Origin of the sequence: Kitasatospora sp. CMC57, from assembly GCF_045866025.2 — a bacterium.
GTDB lineage: Bacteria > Actinomycetota > Actinomycetes > Streptomycetales > Streptomycetaceae > Kitasatospora.
Genome location: NZ_AP035881.2, coordinates 6719414 through 6734963, shown reverse-complemented (window position 1 = coordinate 6734963; position 15550 = coordinate 6719414). Strand labels below are relative to the sequence as shown.

The following is a 15550-nucleotide window of genomic DNA, read 5'->3' as shown; positions in this document are numbered from 1 at the left end:
GCGGCCGCCGGCCCGCGCCGGATCGGTACTCGCTGGGTTCACTGCGGCCCGCAGCCTGACGAAACCCGGGCGTCAGACGATCAGCGGCACCGCGTGGATCTCGTCCGCCCGGTGCCCGGCCCGCTCGTGGATCCGCTGGACCGCTTCCTTCGACGGTGCCTCGGACAGGCAGTACACGACGCCCGCCTCCGGGTCCGCCCACGCCTGCTCGAAGTGCACACCTTCGTCGGCCTCGATGGCGAGGTCCGCCATATGGGCCGCGCGGAGTTCCTCCGCCGTGATGCCCGCCATGTTCTGGTGCACATCCATGAACTTCGCCATGGTCCCAACACCTCCGGTGTCCATCGGCCGCAGCCCGGCCGGGCGGGGCCGTCCCTCACTCCAGGGTGCGCTCGACCGGACGGCTCGGCACGACAGCGCGGGAGCCGGGCCGGCCCAGGTCCGTACGGGTGGACTCGCCGGTCACCGTCCGGAGCCGCCCGGTCCCGGGCCGGGCCGGATGGTGACGTTGCCTGGCCAGGTCCCCGCTCTCCGGAAGAGGCCCGATCCATGCCCCGTGTCCCCACCCGCCGACTCGTCGGCGCGCTGCTCGCCCTCGCCACCCTGACCCCGCTGGCCCTGACCTCCCCCAGTGCCCAGGCGCTCCCGCCGACGGCTGCCGTCGTCCGCGCCGCCCACCCCGACGGCGCGCCGCACCAGGAGCTGGATCCCGCGCTGGTGGCGCGCCTCGACGAGGCGATCGCGCGCGTCCGCTCGGAGGCCGGCATCCCCGGCGTCACCGTCGGCCTGTGGCTGCCGGGCCGGGGTACGTACGTGCGCTCGACCGGGGTGGCCGACACCGCGACCGGCCGGCCGATGACGCCCGACCTCAACATGCGGATCGGCAGCGAGACCAAGACCTTCACCGTCACCGCACTCCTGGAGCTGGTGGACGACGGACTCATCGGGCTGGACGACCCGATCTCCGCCTACCTGGACTGCGTCCCCGACGGCGAGCACATCACCATCCGCCAGCTGGCGGAGATGCGCAGCGGCCTGTTCTCGTACACCTTCGATCCGGACTTCGTCCAGGCCCTGCTGAGCGAACCGACCCGGTCCTTCACCCCGCCGGAGCTGCTGGACTACGCCTTCCGGCACCCGAACGTCTTCGCCCCGGGTTCGGCCTTCGAGTACTCGAACACCAACATCGTCCTGCTCGGCCTGGTGGTGGAGAAGCTGACCGGGATGCCGCTCGCCGACGTCATCCACCAGCGCGTGACCGGCCCCGCTGGGCTGCACCACACGTTCCTGCCCGAGGGCGCCGAGTTCCCCGAGCCGCACGCGCACGGGTACACCCGCCAGACCCTGTCCGGTGAGGTCGCCGACACCACGGACTGGAACCCGAGTTGGGGCTGGGCGGCCGGCGCGATGATCTCGGATCTGCACGACCTGCACCGCTGGGCCAAGGTGGTCGCCACCGGCACCCTGCTCTCGCCGGCCACCCAGACACAGCGGGAGCAGTTCCTGTCGCTGCCCGGTTTCAGCGACGGCGGGTACGGCCTCGGCCTGTTCCGGACCCACGGCTGGGTCGGGCACAACGGATCGCTGCCCGGCTACGAGAGCGTGACGATGTACCTGCCGGAGCAGGACGCCACCATGGTGGTCCTGCTCAACACCGACATCCCGTACGCCGGTTCGGAGCCGAGCACACTTGTCGCCAACGCGGTCACCTCGATCGTCACCCCGGAGAACGTCTACCAACTCCCGGTCCACGGCTGACCGTACGGCGCTGACCACCCGGCGACCGGACCGCCCTCCATCAAGGCGGCTCGGTCGCCGGGTGTTTGCGTTCAAGTGGTGAATACTGAACGGCCTATTGACGGCCTGTCACTCCATGGATTCACTGGACCCCGCCGCCCCCGGCAGGCCCGCCCCCACCCCACGGGCCCGTCCCCCACCCCCGGCAGTACTGCGCGTGTGCATCTCCCGCATCGAGTGGGAGCGCTCCCACTCGTCTGCCGGACCCCACAGAGAGGACCAGCGACGTGCTCCACCCCGTACGCCGCCTGCGCGATGCCCTGTTGACCATGGCCCTCGCGTCAACCGCCCTGATCGCTCCCGCCGCCGCCCAGGCCGCCGCGCCCGCCGCAAGCGCTGCTGCCGCCACCACGACCGCCACCGCAACCGCCGTCGGCTCCGGCTACTGGCACACCAGCGGCCGTCAGCTACTGGACGACGCCAACCGCCCGGTCCGGATCGCCGGCATCAACTGGTTCGGTTTCGAGACCGCCAGCTACGTCCCGCACGGACTCTGGGCCCGGGACTACAAGAGCATGATTGACCAGATCAAGTCGCTCGGCTACAACACCATCCGGCTGCCCTACAGCGACGACATCTTCAAGGGCACCTCGCCGGTCAGCCTCAACACCTCGGGCGGCATGAACGCCGACCTTCAAGGACTGAACTCACTCCAGGTGATGGACAAGATCGTCGACCAGGCCGGAGCGACCGGCCTCAAGGTGATCCTGGACCGCCACCGTCCGGACTCCAGCGGGCAGTCGGCGCTCTGGTACACCGCCGCCGTCCCCGAGTCCACCTGGATCAGCCACCTCAGCGCCCTCGCCACCCGGTACGCGGGCAAGCCGACCGTGATCGGCATCGACCTGCACAACGAGCCGCACGACCCGGCCTGTTGGGGCTGCGGGGACACCACCGTCGACTGGCGCCTCGCCGCCGAACGGGCCGGCAACGCGGTGCTCGCCACCAACCCGCAGCTGCTGGTCTTCGTCGAGGGCAACCAGACCTTCAACGGCAGTTCGTACTGGTGGGGCGGCAACCTCCAGGGCGCCGGCCAGTACCCCGTCCGGCTGAACGTCGCAGACCGGCTGGTCTACTCCGCGCACGACTACGCCACCAGCGTGGCCCAGCAGACCTGGTTCAGCGACCCGTCCTTCCCGGCCAACATGCCGGGAATCTGGGACCGCAACTGGGGCTACCTGTTCCAGCAGAACATCGCACCGGTGTGGGTCGGCGAGTTCGGCACCACCCTGCAGGCGACGGTCGACCAGAAGTGGCTGAAGTCGCTGGTCCAGTACCTGCGGCCGACGGCCCAGTACGGGGCGGACAGCATGAGCTGGACGTTCTGGTCCTGGAACCCCAACTCCGGTGACACCGGCGGCATCCTGAACGACGACTGGACCACCGTCAACACCACCAAGGACGCCTACCTCGCCGACATCAAGGCACCCGGCTTCGGCCAGAGCGGGGGCGGCGGCAGCGATGTCCAGGCCCCCTCCACCCCCACCGGGCTCACGGTGACGGGCACCACCGCCACCTCGGTCTCGCTCTCCTGGACCGCCTCCACCGACAACACCGGCGTCACGGCGTACGACGTCTACCGTGGCACCACCCTCGCCGGTACGGCCTCGGGCACCACGTACACGGACACCGGGCTGACCGCCGCCACCGCGTACTCCTACACCGTGCGGGCCAGGGACGCGGCCGGGAACGCCTCGGCGGCCTCCGCCGCCGTGAGCACCACCACCCCGGGCAGCGGCGGCGGCAGCGCGGGCTGTACGGCGGGCTGGCATCTCGACAACCAGTGGAACCCGGGCTTCACCGCCACCGTCACGGTGACCGCCACCGCCCCCACCAAGTCCTGGACGGTGCGCTGGACCTGGCCCAACGGCCAGCAGCTCAGCAGCGCCTGGAGCGCCACCGTCCAGCAGTCGGCGAGCTCGGTCACCGCGACCAGCCTCGCGTACAACGGCACGCTGGCGCAGGGCAGTTCGACCACCTTCGGTCTCCAGGGCACCTGGACGGGGGCCAACACCGCCCCGACGCTCACCTGCACCGCCGCCTGACCGTCCCCCGGCAGGGGTGGGGCCGCCCGACCACGGCGGCCCCACCTTGTCGCTACTTCGACGCCCCGCTCCCTCTGGTGAAGACTCGAGCCCTTCCGTCAGGACAGCCGCTCGCGCGCCTCGCGGAGCGCCGAGGCGAAGCCCGCCGCCACCTCCACCGGGTCGGTGCCCTGGGCCTCGACCTCGGTGTGGCCGCGGGGCTGCTGCTCGATCCGGGTCCGGCACGGCAGCGCGGTGTAGGAGCCGGACTCGAACTCCCACCGCAGCCGCTGCCCGGCCCACTCCCCACTGAGCGAACCGTCCTGCTCGACGACGGCCCGCAGGTAGTGGACCGTCCGGCAGTCCGGGACGCGGTCCCAGACCGGCCGGGGGCCGGTCCACTCCTCACCCTGTTCCACCACGCGGGCGTAGTCGTCGTCCTCGGCGTCCTCGCCGAGCTGGGAGTTCCACAGCGCGGTGATCTCGTCGGCTATCGCGCGGGTCGTGACCTGCAGGGTGTGCACGCCCGCCCGGAGCAGGTACCCGGGCTGCGCCTCCGGGCCGGTCTGACTCTGCGGATTCTCGGTCACGCTCCGATTCTCCCGCAGCGGCCGGCCCCGGCACGGAGCGGGGCCTACGGGCTCAGCGCTCCGCCCAGTCGGGGCAGACCGGCTGGTGCCACCGGGTGCGTACCACCGCCCCGCCGAGCAGCCGGTGTTCGCTGCTCCAGGTGCGGCAGCACCCCGACCGCACCTGCGGGTTCTCCCGCCGGGCGGCCGGACCTACGGGGAGCGGGCCCGCGACGGGCCGGCCGGTGCTCGGGGCGGCGGCTGACGAAGGCCGGGCGTGGTGGCGGCGCCTGCGCGCCTGCGAGGAAGAGGAAGAAGTGGTCACACCCAGCCCCTCCCACCGAGGGCCCGCTCCCAACCCGCATCTCACCCGAACAGGCGACTGCCGAACCGGCCGAACCGCTGACACGGACGAGGTCGCGGTCAGTCGTGGTGGGCGCCGAGCTCGTCCAGGTACCGCAGACGTCGGATGCACGCCCGCGCGCCGAACTCGGCGGCGTACACGTCCACCTCACCGCCCGCCTGCACCCACCGCCCGGTGAGCCGGTCCGCCACCGCCCAGGTCTCGCGGCCCCGGTCGTCCGGGGGCAGCCGCACCACCTCGTACCGGGGTGCGGCACCGTCCACCGGTGGGTCACCGGCACCTGGGCCGGCGACCTCGGGAGGCGCCTCGGACCGTGGTAACAGCCCGCCAGGGCCCCCGCTCGTCATGCCCACCACATTAGAGGAACGGCGTCGTTGACAGTGTGTCAACGGATCATTCCGCCGGTCAGGTGCAGAGCTGACTGGCGGTCACCGCCCGCAGCCCGAGCCGCTGCAGCCCGTCCAGTACAGCGGGCAGCGCGTCCACGGTGCCCTGGTGGCCCATGTGCAGCGCCACCACGGAGCCGCCCTGCACCGAGCGGAGCAGCCGCCGCTGGAGCAGGTCGGCGCCCGGGTCGCTGTAGTCGCGCGGGTCCACGTCGAAGGACAGGCAGTGCTCGTACCCCACCAGCCGGGCCTGTTCCCGGACCATCGGGCTGGCGTACTGGGTGGCCGACGGCCGGAACCAGCGGCCGATCGAGCCGGTCAGCCTGCGCAGCCGCTCCGCGCACTCGGCTATCTCGGCGTGCGCCTGAGCGGGGCTCAGGGCGTTGATGTTGAGGTGGTTCTGGGTGTGGTTGCCGAGTTCGTGGCCACCGCGCAGGATGCGTTCCGCCATCTGGGGCTGCTGGTCGAGCCAGCGGCCCACCGCCAGGACGGTCAGCCGTACGCCGCGCTGCTCGGCCCGCTCCAGCAGTGCCGTGGCCTGCGCCGGGTCGCCCTCGCCGTGGAAGGTGAGCGCGACCTCGGCCCGCCCGCGCGGCCCGTTCACCACCTCCACCGGTGTCCCGGGCGCGAGCGGCGCCACCGCTGGGACCACGGCGCCGGACGGCGCGGGCGCACCGGTGGCGGCGGGGGTCGCGGGCGGGGTGGGCCTGAGGCGGAGCGAGTACCCGGCCGGACCCTCCGGCGGGTCGCTCGGCGCCTGGACAGGCGTCCCCCGGGTCGGACCCGGCGCGCACGCGGACACCGCACCGACCGCGGTCACGGCGGCGAGCCGGGCGGCGGTGCGCAGAACTGAGCGACGGTCAGCAGTCATCGCGCACCAGCATAGGGACGACGGAAGGCCCGAACGAATCGAACGCGCTCGACCGGACCAGCGGAAACTCCGTCACCGGGCCACCCCCACGCCGATACCGCGACCTGCCTCGGCCGGTTGGCCGAGTTCCGTCATCTAGACCGAAAGTTGACCATTCTGCGGGCGAGTCGTGGGCCACCGTGCTCCTATCGTCGGCCGCATGCCCCCACAGCTCAGCCGGCCCGCCGCCGCCCTGCCCGTTCTGCCGTACCGCAAGCCCACCCGGGGCCGCGACTACTGGGTCCTGGACGACGTACTGCCCAACATCGACGAGATCCGCGCCCGCGCCCTGGCGGTCGAGGAGTGGGACGAGGGCTACCCCCACAAACCGGAGGCCTGGCCGGGCCTCCGCACCATGCCCGCCCTGCTGCCCGCCGAGCTCGCCCGGGTCGAGGCACAGGTCAGGAAGGCCACCGGCGCGTCCAAGGTCTGGGCCCTCACCGAGGCCGAGGGCGGCACCTTCAACCACAACTGCGTCCAGGTGGTCGGCGCCGGCGAGTGCGAACCGCGCCCGCACACCGACTCCCGTGCCCTCTGCCGCTACGCTGCCGTGCTGTACCTGAACCCGGACGTCCCCAAGCAGTGCGGCACCAGCTTCTACCGGCAGAGCTTCCCGGGCGGCCGACTGGGCGGCAACCTGGTCACCGCCCCGCACAACAACCTGGTCGACGCCCTGGGCACCCGCTACGTCCCGGCCGACTCCTTCACCGAGGACATCGCCGTCCCGCACCGCTACAACCGTCTGCTCCTCTACACCGCCAACATGATGCACACCGCCAGCTCGTACTGGGGCAGCACGCTCGCGGAGAAGCGCATGACCGCGGTCTTCTTCTGGATGGCCTGACAGCTCCGTCACTTCACCCGGCCCTCAGGTGAGGACCTCCGCCGCGGCCCGGCGGAGGTCCGCCACCGCGTCCGCCTGCCGTTCGGCGTTGGCGGCCAGCCGGTCCAGCAACTCCGGGTCCAGGCCCGGGTGGTGGTCGGTGATCTGCCGGAGGGTCTGCCAGAGCAGGGTCTTGCCCCGCATACCGAGGAGCAGGGCCTCCAGCTCCAGCAGGTCACTCAGCGGCGAGCGCCGGGCCAGCCGCCCGTTGGACTTCAGGCGACCGGCCCGCTCCGCCAACCAGCCGGCGGCGATCTTGTACCGGCGCACCGGCAGCCCGAGCTCCCTGATCAGACCGACCAGCGTCTCGCGGTCCTCGGAGATCTCGGCGGCCAGTCGGCGGAGCTCGACGCCGGCGTCCTGGGTGGGGTAGGCGCGCGCGGCGCGGCGGCAGAGCGCCAGGCCGCCGGTGGCGCCCGCCAGGTGGTCGTTGAGGTAGACCGCCAGCCACCGGCGGCCGTCGGCCTCGCCGGAGCGCCGCAGCTGCGCCTGTCCACCAGCGGTCCGTGGTGCGTGGGTGAGGTTCATGCCGTGCGGCTACCCCGTCGTCCGCAGCTCACGCCCGGAGACCCTCGCGGCTCACATCCGCACGCGAGGTCTCCCAGGCGGGCGCCCGGGAGACCTCGTCACCGCCGGTCTACTGCATCGGCCGGCGGACCTCCTGCACGGCCGTCTGCCCCGTGTTCCTCAGGTCGTCGGCCGCCTGGCGACCGGTGTCCTGCGCCGTCGCCTTGCTGGTCTGCACGGCGTCCTGAGCGGTGGCCTTCACCGACTCCACGGCCTCTGCCGCCGGTTCGCGCAGCTCGTCCCTGACCTCCTGGACGGCCTCGAGGGCCGCCTGCTTGGCCGGCTCGAGAACGTCTCCGGCGTGCTCGCGCAGCTTGGCGGCGGCCTGTTCCTCCGCCTGACTGGTCGGCAGCAGTGCGGCGGCCAGCAGTCCGGCGCCGAACGCCATGATGCCGGCGGCCAGCGGGCTGCCCTGGGTCCGGCGGCGCACCTGGGAGGGTGCGTCCTGTACCGCCTCGCCGATCCCGGCCGCAGTGTCCTTCACCGTGGCGGTCATCTGCGTGGTGGTCTCCTTCGCGGTGCCACCGATCTGCCCGGCCCGGTCGCCGATGCTTCCGGTCCCGGTCCGGTCGGCGGTGGTGTCGTGGGCGCTGCCCATCACTCGCTCCTTGATTCCGGTCAGCCTCCGGTGGGCGGCCTGGCTCGTCCGGTGCGCGACCCGCCCGGGGGCCACCCGGTCGGCGAGCAGGTCGACGTTGTGCGCGAGGTGCGCCCGCCGTGCCTCGACCTCCGCCCTCAACTGGTCGGGTGTCGCGCCCATGCTGCGTCCTCCTTCAGGGTTTCGATGGTCTGCCGGGGCGCCGGCCGGACCTCGCGCAGGCGCTTGCGCCCGACGAGGAACAGCACCGCTCCGCCGACCGCCCACAGTCCGGTCACCACCAGGGCGGCCCAGGCCAGGTTCATCACGTTGCCCAGCGCGAACACCACGGTGAGGCTGCCGAGCAGCAGCACCAGGTGCCCGGCGTAACCGGCTCCGGCGAGCATGCCGGACGCCTTACCCGCTTTGGTGGCCTCCTGCTTGATCTCCGCCTTCGCCAACTCGATCTCGTCCCGCACGAGTTGGCCGAGGTCGTCGGTGATCTCGCCGATCAGGTCACCCAGCGAGCGGTCCTCCGGCGGCTCGGTGCCGGGCGGCTGGGCGGTCGGCGGCCGGGCGGCCGACGGAACCGGCCCCGTCGCCCCGGTCGCTTCGGCACGGGTCTGCCCCGCGCGCTGGTCCGCGTACGAGAGCGCCACGACTCACCTCCCCACCGTCGGCGGCTGGACCCGCCCGTCTCCGGCACCGCCGTAGACCGGCGTCACGTGCGGGGGCTGGGACTGCCCGTACCCCTCGTACGCACCCGTCTGCCTCGGACCGGTGGCCGTCGAACCGATCGCGCCCGCCTGCGGACGCGGTGGGACCGGCGCCGCCGGATCGGGGCGGCCGAGCCGCTCCGGCCGGTCCGTCGCCGGCGTCGGGGTGGCCGCGTCCGAGGGCACGGTCGACTCTGCGGCCACGCCCTTGCCGGAACGGCCGATGGCGAATCCCGCCACGGCCGCGCTCGCCAGGAACAGACCGGGCTTGCGGCGCGCGAAGTCCCTTACGTCGTCCAGCAGTCCGTCCGGCCCGCGCCGCTCCACGTGGTCGGCCACCTGGTGGCCACCGGCCGCGACCTGCCGCAGGGCGGTGGTCGCCGTGGAGCCGGGCTTGCCGTGCTCGGACATCTCCCGCAGTTCGTCGGCGAGCCGGCGTACGTTCTCGGCGAGCCGGCCGGTCTGGGAGCGGGCCTGGTCCCGCAGTTGCTCCCGGGCCTCGCCCACCAGGTCGCGCGCCTGCGTGGTGGCGTCCTCGACCACCTGGGAGGTCTGCTCCCGGACGGTGCCCACCACCTCGCCGGTGGCATCCGCCACCGTGCCTGCCGCGTCGCTCGCCCGCTCCCGGGCACTCTGCGCCGCAGCCGTCACCGGCTTGCTGTTCTCCTGCCCGGCCGGCCTGCCCGGGCTGGTGTACTCGCTCAAGGCTCCTCCTCACTTCGTGGATCGGATCGTCCTCGAAGCCCACGCCTGCCCCGCCCGAGCCAGTCCACACACCCGATCTGACAACACCCGGACAGGCCCGTCAGCCGGCCGCGACTCCCGGCACCACGAGCCCCGATTCGTACGCGATCACCACGGCGTGGGTCCGGTTCTGCGCCCCGAGCTTGGTCAGGACGTTCCCGACGTGCGTCTTCGCCGTCTCCGGACTCACCGTGAGCGTCTCCGCGATCTCCGGGTTGGAGAGGCCGGTGGCCATCAGGCGCAGCACCTCCTCCTCACGCCCCGTCAGCGCCGCCCCGGGCAGCGCCTGGGGGGAGGCCAGCGGGCGGGCGGCGACCATCCGGCGCAGGGCCGCCGGGAAGAGGATCGCCTCGCCCGCCGCCACCACCCGCACCGCTTCGGCGATCTGCCGGACCGGCAGCCGCTTGAGCACGAACCCACTCGCTCCCGCGCTGAGGGCGGCGGTGACGTAGTCGTCGTTCTCGAAGGTGGTGATCATCACGACCTTCGGCGGTTCGGGCGTCTCGGCGAGCAGGTGCCTGGTGGCCTCGATCCCGTTGCGACGCGGCATCCGTACGTCCATCAGGACCACGTCGGGCCGCAGCAGCAGCGCCCGCTCGACCGCCTCGACGCCGTCGGCGGCCTCACCGGCCACCGTGATGCCCGGCTGCGCCGCGAGCAGTGTCCGCAGACCGCTGCGGGTCACCGCGTCGTCGTCCGCGATCAGCAGGCTGACGGGCGCCGCCGTGCCCGGGTCGGAGCCACTCATACCGACGACCGCACCGGCAGTCGGACCGCCAGCCGCCAGTGCTGCGACCCGTCCACGCCGGCCTCCAGCTGACCGTTCAGCAGCCGCACCCGCTCGGCCAGTCCGGGCAGACCGTGCCCGGAGGTCGGGAAGGCACGCGTCCCCCCGGTCCGGTTGACCACGCTGAGCTCCAGCGCGTCCGGCCCGGCCGCCACCCGGACCTGGATCGGGCCGCCGGCCCCGTGCCGCAGGGCGTTGGTCAGCCCCTCCTGCACGATGCGGTACGCCGCCCGGGAGAGCGTCCCCTGTACCTGCGTCAACTCGCCCGACAGCTCGGGCTCCACCACGGCGCCCGCGTGCCGCAGCCGGTCGAGCAACTCGGGCAGGTCGGCCAGGGACCGGGTCGGCGCCGTCCCGGCCTGCTCCTCGCGGAGCACTCCCAGGACGTAGTCCAGGTCCTCCAGCGCGGCCCGGGTCGACTCCTCGATGCTGCGCAGGGCGGCCCGCGCCGCGGCCGGGTCGGCGGCGAGCACCTCGCCCGCCACCGCTGCCTGGATGGTGGCTGCGGTCAGCGTGTGCCCGATCGAGTCGTGCAGCTCGTGGGCCAGCCGGTTGCGTTCGGCCAGCTGCTGCTCCCGTTCGGCGGCCAGCGCGAGCCGCTCGGCCGCGGACGGCCCCAGCAGCCTCGGTGCCGACCACCGCAGCGTGTTCGTCACCGCCACGCACACGGCCAGCGCCAGCAGGACGCACAGGAACGCCAGCACCCAGCTCCAGCCACCCTCCACCCGCACCGACCAGTCGAACAGGGTGATCCCCGCAGGGCCGCGGGTCCAGTCCCCCGGCAGCGCCAGACCGGCGGCGAGCAGCGCGCCGCTCGCCAGTGCTCCGATCCACCCCACGGCCACGTGCAGCACCAGCCAGAGCGGGGTCCGCCAGCGGTCCGCGCCGGACGACCCGGCAGGAGGTGTGGGCAGCGGCACCTTCAGCAGCCGGCGGGCGGCCCCGGCCAGCACCCGCCGGGTGACCGGGGGCAGCCCGACCACACCGATCAGTGCCGCCCAGGCCAGCAGGCAGAGCCCGGCCTTCACCCCGTCGGGCGCGGACGGCCAGGCCGCCGCCGGCAGCAGCGCGAACAGCGCGAGCGGCAGGCTCAGCAACGCGCCGCAGTAGGCGAACAGCACACCCGAATACGTGGAGCCGCGTAGCAGCGGCCGGATTCCCCTGATCATGATCGCCAGTATGACCGGCCGCCTCAGCGGCGACCTCCCCCGATCGGGGGAGCATCTTTCCCGCGTGCCGACCGGCCGAAGGCGAGGTCAGAGCACGTCGTCGAACTCCCGCAGCAGCCGGGCCTTGGCGCGGGCACCGACCACGGACCTGACCGGTTCGCCGTCGCGGAAGACCATCATCGTCGGCATCGACAGCACCGCGTACGCGGCCTGGGTCTCCGGGTTGCGGTCCACGTCGAGCTGCACCACCTTGAGCCGGTGCGCCTCCTCGCGCGCGATGTCCGCCAGGATCGGCGCCATCATCCGGCACGGCGGGCACCAGTCGGCGGTGAACTCCACCAGTACCGGCCCCTCCGCCGCGAGCACCTGCTCCGCGAAGGTCCGGTCCGTGACCTCGGCCACCCCTGTGATCTGCACTGTCGTCCCCTTTATTCGGTCTCGTCCTCGGCGACCGGCGTTCCGGCCACCAGTTCACAGCGCGGCGGTTGCTCGGCGGCGGTCGCCAGCGCGTCCCTCGACTCGCGGGCCCGGACCAGCTGGGCGCCGACCTGCTCCCGGACTTCGTGGAGCCGGGCGATGCACGCGTCCAGCTCGGCGAGCTTGCGCTCGTACACCTCCAGCGAGGCCGGGCAGGAGTCGCCCTGCGGGTGGCCCGCCTGGAGGCACTCGACGAACGGCCGGGTCTCCTCAAGACCGAACCCGAAGTCCTGGAGGGTGCGGATCTGCTGGAGCAGGCGCAGGTCGTCCTGGCTGTACGCCCGGTACCCGTTGCCGGAGCGCCGCGCGGGCAGCAGGCCCAACTGCTCGTAGTACCGCAGCGTCCGGGTCGTCGTGCCCGCCCGCTCGGCCAGCTCACCGATCCGCATCTCGCGCTCCTTCCGGGGTGCCTCTCCGCACCGCCTGGAACGACCGTAGACCTTGCCCCTGACGTCAACGCCAGCACCCGTGACGCAGCGCGGCCCGGAACCGTGGCGACCCGGTGGGCCGGACGGTTCCGGGCTGCTGCCCGTACGGGGTGCCGTTCAGTTGTCCTGGGCGCTGTCGGACTCGGCCTGCGAGGCCGCGCTCTCGGCGGCGTCGACCTTCTGCTGCATGTCCTTGACCTGCGCGTCGTCGGCTCCCGCCGACTGACCCGCCCGGTCGGGCGTGCCCTGGCTCCCGCCGGTCGGTCCGCAGCCGGTGAGCGTCAGGGCGGCGAGGGCCACGAGCGCCGCCGCCCCGAGGCCGAGCTGACGGCCCGTCACTTCGCCGGGGCCTGGCTGTGGCCCTGGGCCGCGCACCAGGTGGCGACGGCCTTGAGGTCGTTCTGCCGGGTCTCCAGCGTGGGCAGCAGGCTCTTGCGGAAGGTCAGCCGGTCGTTGAGCAGGGTCTGGATCTCGGTGTGGCCGGCGGTCCTCGCGTTGGCCACCCGCTGCTCCATGCGGGCCACCGAACCCTTGACGGTCGCGTCGCCCTTCAGCCGGGTCAGCGAGTCGCTGACCCGCTGCTCGGTCTTGGGCAGCCGCTTGCAGATGGACTTGGCGCCGTCGCCCTTCGGCGCGCTGGCGGGCTTGGTCTCGGCCTGCGCGGGCATGGCCACCAGCAGGGTGCCGGCCAGCGCGAGTGCTCCGGTGAGGACGGCCTTGCGGTTGCTGAGCATGGCTGGATCTCCTTCGACGACAGGTGCGTTGGCCCGTGGCCGGGCCGGTCGTGGAGGAGGCTAGCGCCGTTTCTTGTGGTTTCCTTGTGAGCTCCCCGGGACGCCCGCCGGGCCGTCAGGAGCGGTCCCCGGCCAGCCAGTCCCGGCGCATCGAGAGCTGTACGGGCAGCTCCAGCGTCGCGGCGTCGGTGCGCAGCAGCGGCAGCCGGACCTCGAACCTGCTGCCCGCCCCCTCCGGCCCGGGGCCGGCCGTGACGGTGCCCCGATGCAGGGCCGTCTGCTGGGCCACCAGAGTCAGCCCGAGCCCGGAGCCGGGGCTGTCCGGCCTGCGGTGGAACCGGGTGAAGACCGCCTGCCGCTCCTCGGGCGCGATACCGGGTCCGCGGTCGTCCACGGTGAGCACCGCGTGCTCGCCCTGGGTGCCCAACCGCACGGTGACGGTGGCCGGTTGGTCCGGTCGGTGTCCGTGCACCACGGCGTTGCCGAGCAGGTTGGCCAGCAGGATCCGCAGTCCACCCTCCCAGCCGAACACCCTCACCTCGGCCGGGGTCTCGACGGACAGTAGGACTTCGGGGTGCCGCCGCCGGGTCTCGCCGATCGCGTCCTCGACCAGGTCGGCGAGGTCGATCGGGGCGAACGCCGAGACCTCCACCAGGTCCCCCTGTGCCAAGGTCCGTAGCGCGGTGAGCAGTTCCTCCAGCCGGGCATGGTCGGCCCGGAGGTCCCTGACCACCTCGGCGCGCTCCCCGGCGGGCAGGTCGGGGTGCGCCGCGAGCACGTCGAGATCGGTGCGCATGCTGGTGAGCGGGGTGCGGAGCTCGTGCGAGGCGGCGGAGGAGAACGACCGGGCGGTGTCCAATGCCTGGGCCGTCCTGGCTGCCTGCTCGTCGTAGCGGAACAGCAACATGCCGATGGCGGTGGCCAGTTCGTCCACCTCGGTGATCCGGCTCCGTCCGGGGACGAAGGCGGCGGCACCGGCCCGCGGATCGAGTTCGGCGGCCCGTCGGCTCAGCCGCCGGATGGAGAGGGTGGCCCGCCGGGCCAGCCCGAAGGCGACCAGCCCGGAGACCGGCGCGGCCAGCAGCGAGATCAGCAGCACCCGACGGCGTACGGCGGCCAGCTGCGGTCCGTCGGCGGCGGCCGGCGCGATCAGCCACAGCGTGCCCGACGCCGTGCCGTCCACCCGTACGGTCAACACCCGCCAGACGTCGCCGTGTTCGCGTACGGTGACCGGCCCGCCGGGCACGGTGGGCAGCCGGGCCGGGTCGGTCGGGGCCGGACCGCCGGACAGCACCACGACGCCGTCGGCGGCGGCCACCCGGACGCCGGAGTCGAGCGCGTCGCCGAGGACGCGGCGGCTCTGGTTCTGCTCGACCTTGGGCCGTCCGCCCCGGTCGGCGGTCAGCAGCGCTCGGGCGGCCGGCAGGACGGCGGCGGCCCGGTCGTGCAACCGGGCGTCCTGCTGGCCGCGCAGGTCCCGGTTGACCAAGCCGAGCAGCAGGGCACCCGCGCCCAGCACCAGCAGCGGCACGACCACCGTGACCGACAGCGCGATCCGGGTGGAGAGCTTCACGAGCCCTCCCCCGCCTCGGAGCCACCGGTGGGCAGCCGCAGGACGAAGCCGACGCCCCGCACGGTGTGGATCAGGCGCGGCCGTCCGCCCTCCTCCAGCTTGCGCCGCAGGTAGCTGACGAAGGTGTCGACGGCGTCGGTGCGCACCTCGAAGTCGTAGCCCCAGACCCGGTCCAGCAGGACGTCCCGGCTCAGCACGATCCCGGCGTTCCTGACCAGCTCGGCCAGGAGCTCGAACTCCCGGCGGGTCAGGCTGAGTTCGATGCCGTCCCGGTGCACCTGCCGGGTCTCCTGGCTGATCACCAGCGGCCCGGCCCGGAGCATCGTGGAGGGCGGCGCGGGCCGTCGCCGGAGCAGCGCCCGCAGCCGCAGCACCAGCTCCTCCAGGGCGAAGGGCTTCACCAGGTAGTCGTCCGCCCCGGCCTGGAGGCCGGTCACCCGGTCCGTGAGTTCGTCCAGGGCCGAGAGCATCAGTACCGGCGTCTCGTCACCCTGGGCCCGGAGGCTGCGGCAGACCTCGGTGCCGGACCGGCCGGGCATCGAGACGTCCAGCACCAGCACGTCGGGCGCCGCCTCGGCCAGCAGCCGCAGCGCGTCCTCCCCGTTCTCGGCGGTGCGGACGGTGAAGCCGCTGAGCCGCAGCCCGCGCTCCAGCGAACGGCGGATGGCCGCGTCGTCGTCCACCACCAGGACCCGTCCGGCAGTCATCGGGCTCTCCTCCCGCCCCGGGCCGACATCGCGGGGCGCCCTACGCTCTCACGCCACCCCTGACACGTACGGCCGGGGGTCGGCTCACCGTCACAGGACGGCCCGCCGCCGCTCCCGCGCGGCGCACACGCAACCGGC

General features: G+C 73.2%; 20 protein-coding genes. 3 read left to right on the top strand and 17 right to left on the bottom strand.

The features are described 5' to 3' along the window. Positions 1–72: 72 nt before the first annotated feature. Positions 73–321: an SCO4226 family nickel-binding protein gene (locus ACKUU6_RS30320; RefSeq protein WP_407991753.1), complete on the bottom strand. Its 249-nt coding sequence runs from the start codon at positions 319–321 to the stop codon at positions 73–75. A gap of 228 nt (positions 322–549) precedes the next feature. Here ACKUU6_RS30320 and ACKUU6_RS30315 point away from each other — a divergent pair, with 228 nt between their 5' ends. Both ACKUU6_RS30315 and ACKUU6_RS30310 read left to right on the top strand, forming a co-directional pair. Continuing rightward, positions 550–1758 carry a serine hydrolase domain-containing protein gene (locus tag ACKUU6_RS30315; protein WP_407991752.1) on the top strand — a complete coding sequence of 403 codons (1209 nt, stop codon included), beginning with the start codon at positions 550–552 and terminating at the stop codon, positions 1756–1758. A gap of 308 nt (positions 1759–2066) precedes the next feature. Continuing rightward, the gene (locus ACKUU6_RS30310; RefSeq protein WP_407992283.1) at positions 2067–3842 is read left to right on the top strand and encodes a cellulase family glycosylhydrolase; all 1776 of its coding nucleotides are present in this window, start codon (positions 2067–2069) and stop codon (positions 3840–3842) included. Positions 3843–3940: 98 nt separating this feature from the next. Here the strand turns inward: ACKUU6_RS30310 and ACKUU6_RS30305 are convergent, their stop codons facing one another. The 4 genes from ACKUU6_RS30305 to ACKUU6_RS30290 all read right to left on the bottom strand — a co-directional run bounded on the left by ACKUU6_RS30305 (position 3941) and on the right by ACKUU6_RS30290 (position 6011). Beyond that, positions 3941–4411: a hypothetical protein gene (locus ACKUU6_RS30305; RefSeq protein WP_407991751.1), complete on the bottom strand. Its 471-nt coding sequence runs from the start codon at positions 4409–4411 to the stop codon at positions 3941–3943. A gap of 52 nt (positions 4412–4463) precedes the next feature. Then, positions 4464–4715 carry a hypothetical protein gene (locus ACKUU6_RS30300; RefSeq protein ID WP_407991750.1) on the bottom strand — a complete coding sequence of 84 codons (252 nt, stop codon included), beginning with the start codon at positions 4713–4715 and terminating at the stop codon, positions 4464–4466. A 98-nt stretch (positions 4716–4813) separates the two neighbouring features. Next, entirely contained in the window at positions 4814–5017 is a 204-nt protein-coding gene (locus ACKUU6_RS30295) for a hypothetical protein (RefSeq protein WP_407991749.1), read from the bottom strand. 142 nt (positions 5018–5159) lie between these two features. Continuing rightward, entirely contained in the window at positions 5160–6011 is an 852-nt protein-coding gene (locus tag ACKUU6_RS30290; protein ID WP_407991748.1) for a polysaccharide deacetylase family protein, read from the bottom strand. A 199-nt stretch (positions 6012–6210) separates the two neighbouring features. On the opposite strand from ACKUU6_RS30290, the gene ACKUU6_RS30285 reads away from it, so the two are divergent. Further along, a complete protein-coding gene (locus ACKUU6_RS30285; RefSeq protein ID WP_407991747.1) occupies positions 6211–6894 on the top strand; it encodes a DUF6445 family protein in 684 nt (227 codons plus the stop codon). Positions 6895–6918: 24 nt separating this feature from the next. Here the strand turns inward: ACKUU6_RS30285 and ACKUU6_RS30280 are convergent, their stop codons facing one another. The 12 genes from ACKUU6_RS30280 to ACKUU6_RS30225 form a co-directional block, all read right to left on the bottom strand. Then, the gene (locus ACKUU6_RS30280) at positions 6919–7461 is read right to left on the bottom strand and encodes a hypothetical protein (protein WP_407991746.1); all 543 of its coding nucleotides are present in this window, start codon (positions 7459–7461) and stop codon (positions 6919–6921) included. 109 nt (positions 7462–7570) lie between these two features. Further along, on the bottom strand, positions 7571–8260 hold the full coding sequence (locus ACKUU6_RS30275; RefSeq protein WP_407991745.1) for a DUF3618 domain-containing protein: 690 nt from the start codon (positions 8258–8260) through the stop codon (positions 7571–7573). Then, positions 8236–8736, bottom strand: coding sequence for a phage holin family protein (locus ACKUU6_RS30270; protein ID WP_407991744.1), 501 nt, complete (start codon positions 8734–8736; stop codon positions 8236–8238). The genes ACKUU6_RS30275 and ACKUU6_RS30270 overlap by 25 nt, the downstream gene beginning before the upstream one ends. A gap of 3 nt (positions 8737–8739) precedes the next feature. After that, entirely contained in the window at positions 8740–9498 is a 759-nt protein-coding gene (locus ACKUU6_RS30265; RefSeq protein WP_407991743.1) for a hypothetical protein, read from the bottom strand. 100 nt (positions 9499–9598) lie between these two features. Further along, entirely contained in the window at positions 9599–10285 is a 687-nt protein-coding gene (locus tag ACKUU6_RS30260) for a response regulator (RefSeq protein ID WP_407991742.1), read from the bottom strand. Then, complete coding sequence (locus tag ACKUU6_RS30255; protein WP_407991741.1) at positions 10282–11493, bottom strand: sensor histidine kinase; 1212 nt, start codon at positions 11491–11493, stop codon at positions 10282–10284. The genes ACKUU6_RS30260 and ACKUU6_RS30255 overlap by 4 nt, the downstream gene beginning before the upstream one ends. 87 nt (positions 11494–11580) lie before the next feature. After that, positions 11581–11904 (bottom strand): thioredoxin, encoded by a 324-nt coding sequence (gene trxA, locus ACKUU6_RS30250; protein ID WP_407992282.1) that lies wholly within the window; start codon positions 11902–11904, stop codon positions 11581–11583. A gap of 17 nt (positions 11905–11921) precedes the next feature. After that, entirely contained in the window at positions 11922–12359 is a 438-nt protein-coding gene (locus ACKUU6_RS30245) for a MerR family transcriptional regulator (protein ID WP_407991740.1), read from the bottom strand. Positions 12360–12515: 156 nt separating this feature from the next. Next, entirely contained in the window at positions 12516–12737 is a 222-nt protein-coding gene (locus tag ACKUU6_RS30240; RefSeq protein ID WP_407991739.1) for a hypothetical protein, read from the bottom strand. Beyond that, on the bottom strand, positions 12734–13132 hold the full coding sequence (locus ACKUU6_RS30235; protein WP_407991738.1) for a hypothetical protein: 399 nt from the start codon (positions 13130–13132) through the stop codon (positions 12734–12736). Before ACKUU6_RS30235 ends, ACKUU6_RS30240 begins: the two co-directional genes overlap by 4 nt. Before the next feature lie 115 nt (positions 13133–13247). Continuing rightward, positions 13248–14705, bottom strand: coding sequence for a sensor histidine kinase (locus tag ACKUU6_RS30230; protein ID WP_407991737.1), 1458 nt, complete (start codon positions 14703–14705; stop codon positions 13248–13250). After that, a complete protein-coding gene (locus ACKUU6_RS30225) occupies positions 14702–15412 on the bottom strand; it encodes a response regulator transcription factor (RefSeq protein ID WP_407991736.1) in 711 nt (236 codons plus the stop codon). Before ACKUU6_RS30225 ends, ACKUU6_RS30230 begins: the two co-directional genes overlap by 4 nt. Between the last annotated feature and the right edge of the window lie 138 nt (positions 15413–15550).

Bases quoted from the DNA above. Each gene is read 5' to 3' on its own strand.
- ACKUU6_RS30290 (WP_407991748.1), bottom strand. From the start codon at position 6,011: ATGACTGCTGACCGTCGCTCAGTTCTGCGCACCGCCGCCCGGCTCGCC.
- ACKUU6_RS30275 (WP_407991745.1), bottom strand. From the start codon at position 8,260: ATGGGCGCGACACCCGACCAGTTGAGGGCGGAGGTCGAGGCACGGCGG.
- ACKUU6_RS30315 (WP_407991752.1), top strand. From the start codon at position 550: ATGCCCCGTGTCCCCACCCGCCGACTCGTCGGCGCGCTGCTCGCCCTC.
- ACKUU6_RS30225 (WP_407991736.1), bottom strand. From the start codon at position 15,412: ATGACTGCCGGACGGGTCCTGGTGGTGGACGACGACGCGGCCATCCGC.
- ACKUU6_RS30280 (WP_407991746.1), bottom strand. From the start codon at position 7,461: ATGAACCTCACCCACGCACCACGGACCGCTGGTGGACAGGCGCAGCTG.
- ACKUU6_RS30255 (WP_407991741.1), bottom strand. From the start codon at position 11,493: ATGATCAGGGGAATCCGGCCGCTGCTACGCGGCTCCACGTATTCGGGT.
- ACKUU6_RS30245 (WP_407991740.1), bottom strand. From the start codon at position 12,359: ATGCGGATCGGTGAGCTGGCCGAGCGGGCGGGCACGACGACCCGGACG.
- ACKUU6_RS30285 (WP_407991747.1), top strand. From the start codon at position 6,211: ATGCCCCCACAGCTCAGCCGGCCCGCCGCCGCCCTGCCCGTTCTGCCG.
- ACKUU6_RS30260 (WP_407991742.1), bottom strand. From the start codon at position 10,285: ATGAGTGGCTCCGACCCGGGCACGGCGGCGCCCGTCAGCCTGCTGATC.
- ACKUU6_RS30310 (WP_407992283.1), top strand. From the start codon at position 2,067: ATGGCCCTCGCGTCAACCGCCCTGATCGCTCCCGCCGCCGCCCAGGCC.
- ACKUU6_RS30235 (WP_407991738.1), bottom strand. From the start codon at position 13,132: ATGCTCAGCAACCGCAAGGCCGTCCTCACCGGAGCACTCGCGCTGGCC.
- ACKUU6_RS30320 (WP_407991753.1), bottom strand. From the start codon at position 321: ATGGCGAAGTTCATGGATGTGCACCAGAACATGGCGGGCATCACGGCG.